This window comes from Lutibacter sp. (genome assembly GCF_041596795.1).
Lineage (GTDB): Bacteria > Bacteroidota > Bacteroidia > Flavobacteriales > Flavobacteriaceae > Lutibacter.
In genome coordinates, this window is record NZ_JBFHHX010000182.1 from 1 (window position 1) to 5,376 (window position 5,376).

6 protein-coding genes are annotated in these 5,376 nt (G+C 33.1%); 5 read left to right on the forward strand and 1 reads right to left on the reverse strand.

The window, feature by feature from the left end; genetic code table 11:
* The 3 genes from ABY298_RS14640 to ABY298_RS14650 form a co-directional block, all read left to right on the forward strand.
* A partial coding sequence (locus ABY298_RS14640; protein ID WP_372746797.1) for a 2TM domain-containing protein occupies positions 1–202 on the forward strand: 202 nt, incomplete at its 5' end.
* 581 nt (positions 203–783) lie between these two features.
* Positions 784–1,029, forward strand: coding sequence for a type II toxin-antitoxin system ParD family antitoxin (locus ABY298_RS14645; RefSeq protein ID WP_372746798.1), 246 nt, complete (start codon positions 784–786; stop codon positions 1,027–1,029).
* Positions 1,029–1,319, forward strand: a complete 291-nt coding sequence (locus ABY298_RS14650; protein ID WP_372746799.1) for a type II toxin-antitoxin system RelE/ParE family toxin — start codon at positions 1,029–1,031, stop codon at positions 1,317–1,319. The genes ABY298_RS14645 and ABY298_RS14650 overlap by 1 nt, the downstream gene beginning before the upstream one ends.
* A gap of 71 nt (positions 1,320–1,390) precedes the next feature.
* Here the strand turns inward: ABY298_RS14650 and ftcD are convergent, their stop codons facing one another.
* A complete protein-coding gene (gene ftcD, locus ABY298_RS14655; RefSeq protein WP_372746800.1) occupies positions 1,391–3,082 on the reverse strand; it encodes a glutamate formimidoyltransferase in 1,692 nt (563 codons plus the stop codon).
* A 194-nt stretch (positions 3,083–3,276) separates the two neighbouring features.
* Between ftcD and ABY298_RS14660 the strand changes: the two genes are divergently transcribed.
* Both ABY298_RS14660 and ABY298_RS14665 read left to right on the forward strand, forming a co-directional pair.
* Positions 3,277–3,570 carry a GIY-YIG nuclease family protein gene (locus ABY298_RS14660; RefSeq protein ID WP_372746801.1) on the forward strand — a complete coding sequence of 98 codons (294 nt, stop codon included), beginning with the start codon at positions 3,277–3,279 and terminating at the stop codon, positions 3,568–3,570.
* Positions 3,563–4,654, forward strand: coding sequence for an NAD-dependent epimerase/dehydratase family protein (locus ABY298_RS14665; RefSeq protein WP_372746802.1), 1,092 nt, complete (start codon positions 3,563–3,565; stop codon positions 4,652–4,654). The genes ABY298_RS14660 and ABY298_RS14665 overlap by 8 nt, the downstream gene beginning before the upstream one ends.
* Positions 4,655–5,376 lie beyond the last annotated feature (722 nt).

The window sequence follows — 5,376 nt, forward strand, 5'->3', positions numbered from 1 at the left end:
AATTATTATGCAATTAGCAACCAATGATGGTTGGAGTCATTTTTGGGAATGGTCGACCTATAATACAGCTATTTTTTGGGGAATAGGAATTGTATTTCACGCATTTAATGTTTTTGGAATGAAATTTTTATTAGGTGCTGATTGGGAAGAACGAAAAATTAAGGAAATTATGGATAAAGATAAACGTGATTTGTGGGAGTAGCTTTTGATTGAAAATTTAGAATAAAAATCGTCATTGTGAGGAATATTTACAACGTGGTAATCTTTTTCTCGGGTGTAAGATTGCTTCATTTCACTAGGTTACATTCGCAATGACGGTTCATAAACGTCATTACGAGGAGAGTAGCGACGTGGTAATCTTTTCCTTGAGTGTAAGATTGCTTCATTCCACAAGGTTTCATTCGCAATGAGGTACATAAACGTCATTACGAGGAGAGTAGCGACGTGGTAATCTTTTACTTGAGTGTAAGATTGCTTCATTCCACTGCGTTTCATTCGCAATGAGGTTCATAAACGTCATTACGAGGAGAGCAGAGACGTGGTAATCTTTTACTTGAGTGTAAGATTGCTTCATTCCACTGCGTTACATTCGCAATGATGGTTCAAATATAAAGGTTATAAGAAAAGAATCATCCAAAGGACCAGATTTCCATATTTTTTATCAAAACTTCGCAAACAAGGAATCTATTAACTATTTTTAGTTTGTGGATTATCCGGTTATATAAATTTACAATCTTGTAATTTATACCAATTATTGGTATATTTGTTTCAAAATAAATTAAAATGAATAAAAACACATCAATATCATTAGGGGATTATTTTGACCAATTTGTTCAAGAACGAATAAAGGAAGGTCGATTTAAAAATGTTAGTGAAGTGATACGTGCAGGATTACGACTTTTAGAAGAGGAAGAAAACAAGGTAATTGCATTGAAACAAGCAATTCAAGATGGAATTGATAGCGGAATTGCAAACGATTTTGATCCAAAAAAGCATCTTGATTCTTTAAAAGCAAACAAAACAGTTTAATGGCTGAATTTAAACTGACAAATAAAGCTGTTGAGGATTTGTCGAAAATTTGGGAGTATACATTTGAGGTTTGGTCAGAAGACCAAGCCGACAAGTATTACGAAATTTTGATTTCAAACTGTCAAGAAATTGCGCGCAATCCCTGTTTAGGAAAAAACTATGACGGAATTACTAAAGGACTGTTGGGAGTAAAAACAAATAAGCATATCATTTTTTACCGTACTATAAATAAAAATTACGTTGAAATTACGAGAATTTTACACGAGAGAATGGATTTAAGAAAAAAATAATTGAATAAAAAGTTAGGGTAGATAAAAAACCGTCATCCTAAGTTTGTATAGGATGACGGTTCATAAATTACTTACATTTTAGAATTTATAAAATCAATAACCTCTTGCTCTGTTTTTATAGTTTTGTTATATATTTCATTAGCTTTGGCCAACATAGTATCAGCAAAAACCCGATCTTTTATGTCTTTTGCATTAATTTTCACATTAAAATAAGCGCCCACAACAGCAGTTCTAGCACATAAAACGCCAACAGCAGCATCAGACAAGGAATTTTGCAGACCATCTTTTAGCATTGCTTGCATTACTTCCATAGAATTAAATGCTGTTTCCATCACTTGAAACGGAATTTCAGTAGCATATTTAGTAGCGTTTTCAACGGCAAGTTTTCTAGCTTCAATTTCTTCATTGTTAGATTTAGGCATTCTAAATGCTTCAATAATTTTATTAAAAGCATTGGTATCTTCATCAACCAAAAACAATAATTTGTTTTTATAAGCTTGACCTTTTACAGCCCAATCAGAAAAATATTCCCATTTTTCATCCCAACCAGCTTTATGCGCCGATAAATTGGCTACCATGGTTCCTAATGAAACTCCTAACGCACCAACATAGGCCGATATGGAACCTCCACCCGGAGCCATAGATTCGCTGGCAGTTTCTTCTGCAAAATCACGAACGGTTAAATCTACCAACTTTTTAGTGCTGTCTTCTAATAAATATTCAATAATTTTTTCTTTCGGGTTAAATGGTTTTAAATCATCTAAACCTAACGATTTTACTGCAATTTTAATTTTCTCTTCTTCTGAAATTCCTAAAGAACGTTCTTGTTTTTTTAGGAAAAAGTCGCCGGCATCTAACATTGCTTTTAAAGGAATTAAGCCAATTAATTCCGATCCAGTAACGCGTAAACCTCTTTCAGTAGCAGCTTTTACAGTTTCGTCAAAAGCAACGTGCATAGATGTAATACTAATGTTTGTTAAATTGTAAGAGATTTGCGCAATTCCATACTCTTCTATATACCAGCCAATACCTTTTACGGCTTTTAATTTTCCAGGAATTCTAATAGGATCACCATTCGCATCTAACATTGGTTTTCCTGAAAGTTTATTTCCTTCATATTGCACTCTTCCAGCCTCGCGAATATCAAAAGCAATAGCGTTTGCTCTTCTGGTAGAGGTGGTATTTAAATTGATGTTATAGGCAATTAAAAAATCACGCGCAGAAATGGCAATAGCACCAGTTTTTGTTACTGTTGAATTAAATTCTGCAGGACCAAAGTCTGGTTTCCATGCTGGATTTTTTAACTTTTCTTTTAAGCCTTCATATTCACCAGATCTGCAACTCGCTAAGTTTATTCTTTTATCCTCTTTCGCCGCTTTTTCGTAAAAATAACCAGGAATTCCTAATTCTTTACCAACACGTTCGCCTAATTTATGTGCAAAAACAGCAGTTTCTTCTAAAGTAATTCCTGAAATAGGTACTAACGGACAAACATCTGTAGCTCCAAAACGCGGATGTTCGCCGCTATGTTTACTCATATCAATTAATTCCGACGCTTTTTTAATCAATCTAAAGGCAGCTTCAATTACATTTTCAGGCTCACCAACAAAGGTAATAACCGTTCTGTTGGTTGCTTTTCCTGGATCTATATCTAATAATTTAACACCTTCAACAGTTTCTACAACTGAAGCAATTTCTTTAATTTTATTGGAATCTCTACCCTCGCTAATGTTAGGAACGCATTCTATTAATTGTTTATTCATTGTATTATTATTTGGTTGTTCAAATTTAGGGAGTTAATTTTTAATTGTTTGTTACTATTTTAAAATAATTAGCGCATATATAAACCGTTTGTATATTTAATTCTATTTTTGTCATTAAATAAGAATGTTGTATTTATGAAGAAAGTTTTAATTACAGGAATGGCTGGGTTTTAACCAGTGAAATACATTCAAAAATGGAAGGGTTTTATTATACATATTTGTTGAAAAGTGAGAAAGATGGAAATTACTATGTTGGATATACCAAAGATTTGAATGTACGATTTGAGCAACATCAAAAAGGCGAAGTAACTTCAACGAAGCATAGACTGCCTTTTAAATTAATTTATTTTGAGGCTTGTTTGTCACAAAAAGATGCTTTGAAAAGGGAAAAATATTTAAAAACCTATTACGGTAAAATGCATTTAGCCAAAAGGCTCAAATCGTATTTCACCAGTCAAGGTTTTAATCAAAATTTAAATAATGAATAATGTTAAAATGAAGAAAGTTTTAATTACCGGAATGGCAGGGTTTATTGGTTACCATTTAGCAAAACTACTGGTAACTAATAATTATGAAGTTGTTGGGTTAGATAATATTAATGATTACTACGATCCTAATTTAAAAATAGCCAGATTACAAGATTTAGGTTTTGAAACCGATCGTATTTTATATAATGTTTTACAGCAAAAAGGGCAAATTTCATTTATTAAATTAGACCTAACTGATTTAGATAATATTAAAAAGTTATTTGAAAATCAGCAGTTTAATTATGTGGTTAATTTAGCGGCGCAAGCAGGTGTTCGCTATTCTTTAAAGAATCCACATTCTTATGTAGATAGTAATATTACCGGATTTTTAAATATTTTAGAAAGTTGTAGAGCGTATCCGGTAGAACATTTAGTTTTTGCATCATCAAGTTCGGTTTATGGTTTAAGTGAAGAAATTCCTTTTCAAGAAGATAATTGTACCGATCATCCATTAGCCATGTATGCAGCTAGTAAAAAAGCCAATGAAATGATGGCGCATTCATATGCTAATTTATTTAACATTCCTTCCACAGGTTTACGATTTTTCACAGTGTATGGCCCTTGGGGAAGACCAGATATGGCATTGCATATTTTTACCAAAGCAATTGTTGAAGATAAAGAATTTGAAGTATTTAACAATGGTGATATGAGTAGAGATTTTACCTATGTTGCTGATATTGTTGAAAGTATTAAGCGTTTATTGCCAAAACCACCAAAAGAAAACAATCCTGAATTTGATCCAAAGCATCCAACACCATCAAAAAGTTCAAAGCCATATCAAATATTTAATATTGGAAATAACAGTCCAGTTGCATTATTAGATTATGTAAAAGCTGTTGAAAAAGCGTTAGGAAAAAAAGGGAAAATGGTGTTTAAGCCAATGCAACCAGGAGATGTGCAATCTACTTATGCTAATGTTGAAAGTTTATTTAATTATATAAATTTTAAACCACAAACTAGTTTAGAAGATGGTGTAAAAGCTTTTGTAGATAAATATTTGGAGTTGGAAAAGAGTAAAGATCTAAAAGACGAATTCCAAAACTAAGCTTTTTATTTAGCGTCATCCTCAGTTCGACTGGGGATCTCATTATTTGAAGCTATAAAGTAACAGCTCTCGGATTACCTCCGAGATGACGTTTCAATTGTCAATTCGAGCGCAGTCGAGAATCAGCAAAAGAGTTTTTTCCCCTCTTAAGAAAGGTTAGGCGAATGTTTTTAAAAAACCGTCAGTTCGAGTACCGAAGTGCAACGAAGGTGTATCGAGAACAGATACGCAATACTTCTCGATACAATTTTATTACATTTCATTCCATAAAACCACTCGAAGTGACGTTCAAACCGTCATCCTCAGCTTGACTGGGGATCTCATTATTTGAAGCTATAAAGTAATAGTTCTCGAATCACCTTCGAGATGATTTTTTCCCCTCTTGAGAGGGGTTAGGGGTGTGTAAAAAAACATGAAATGAACTAACATTTAAAAAAAACAGATATTACATTACCTCCAAGTTAACAGTTTATTTGTCAATTCGAGCGCAGTCGAGAATCAGCAACAAAGGTTTTCCCCTCTTGAGAAAGGTTAAGCGAATTTTTTTAAAAAACCGTCAGTTCGAGTACCGAAGAGCAACGAAGGTGTATCGAGAACAGTTACACAATACTTCTCGATACAATTTTATTACATTTCATTCCATAAAACCACTCGAAGTGACGTTCAAACCGTCATCCTCAGCTTGACTGGGGATCTCATTATTTGAAGCTATAAAGTAATAG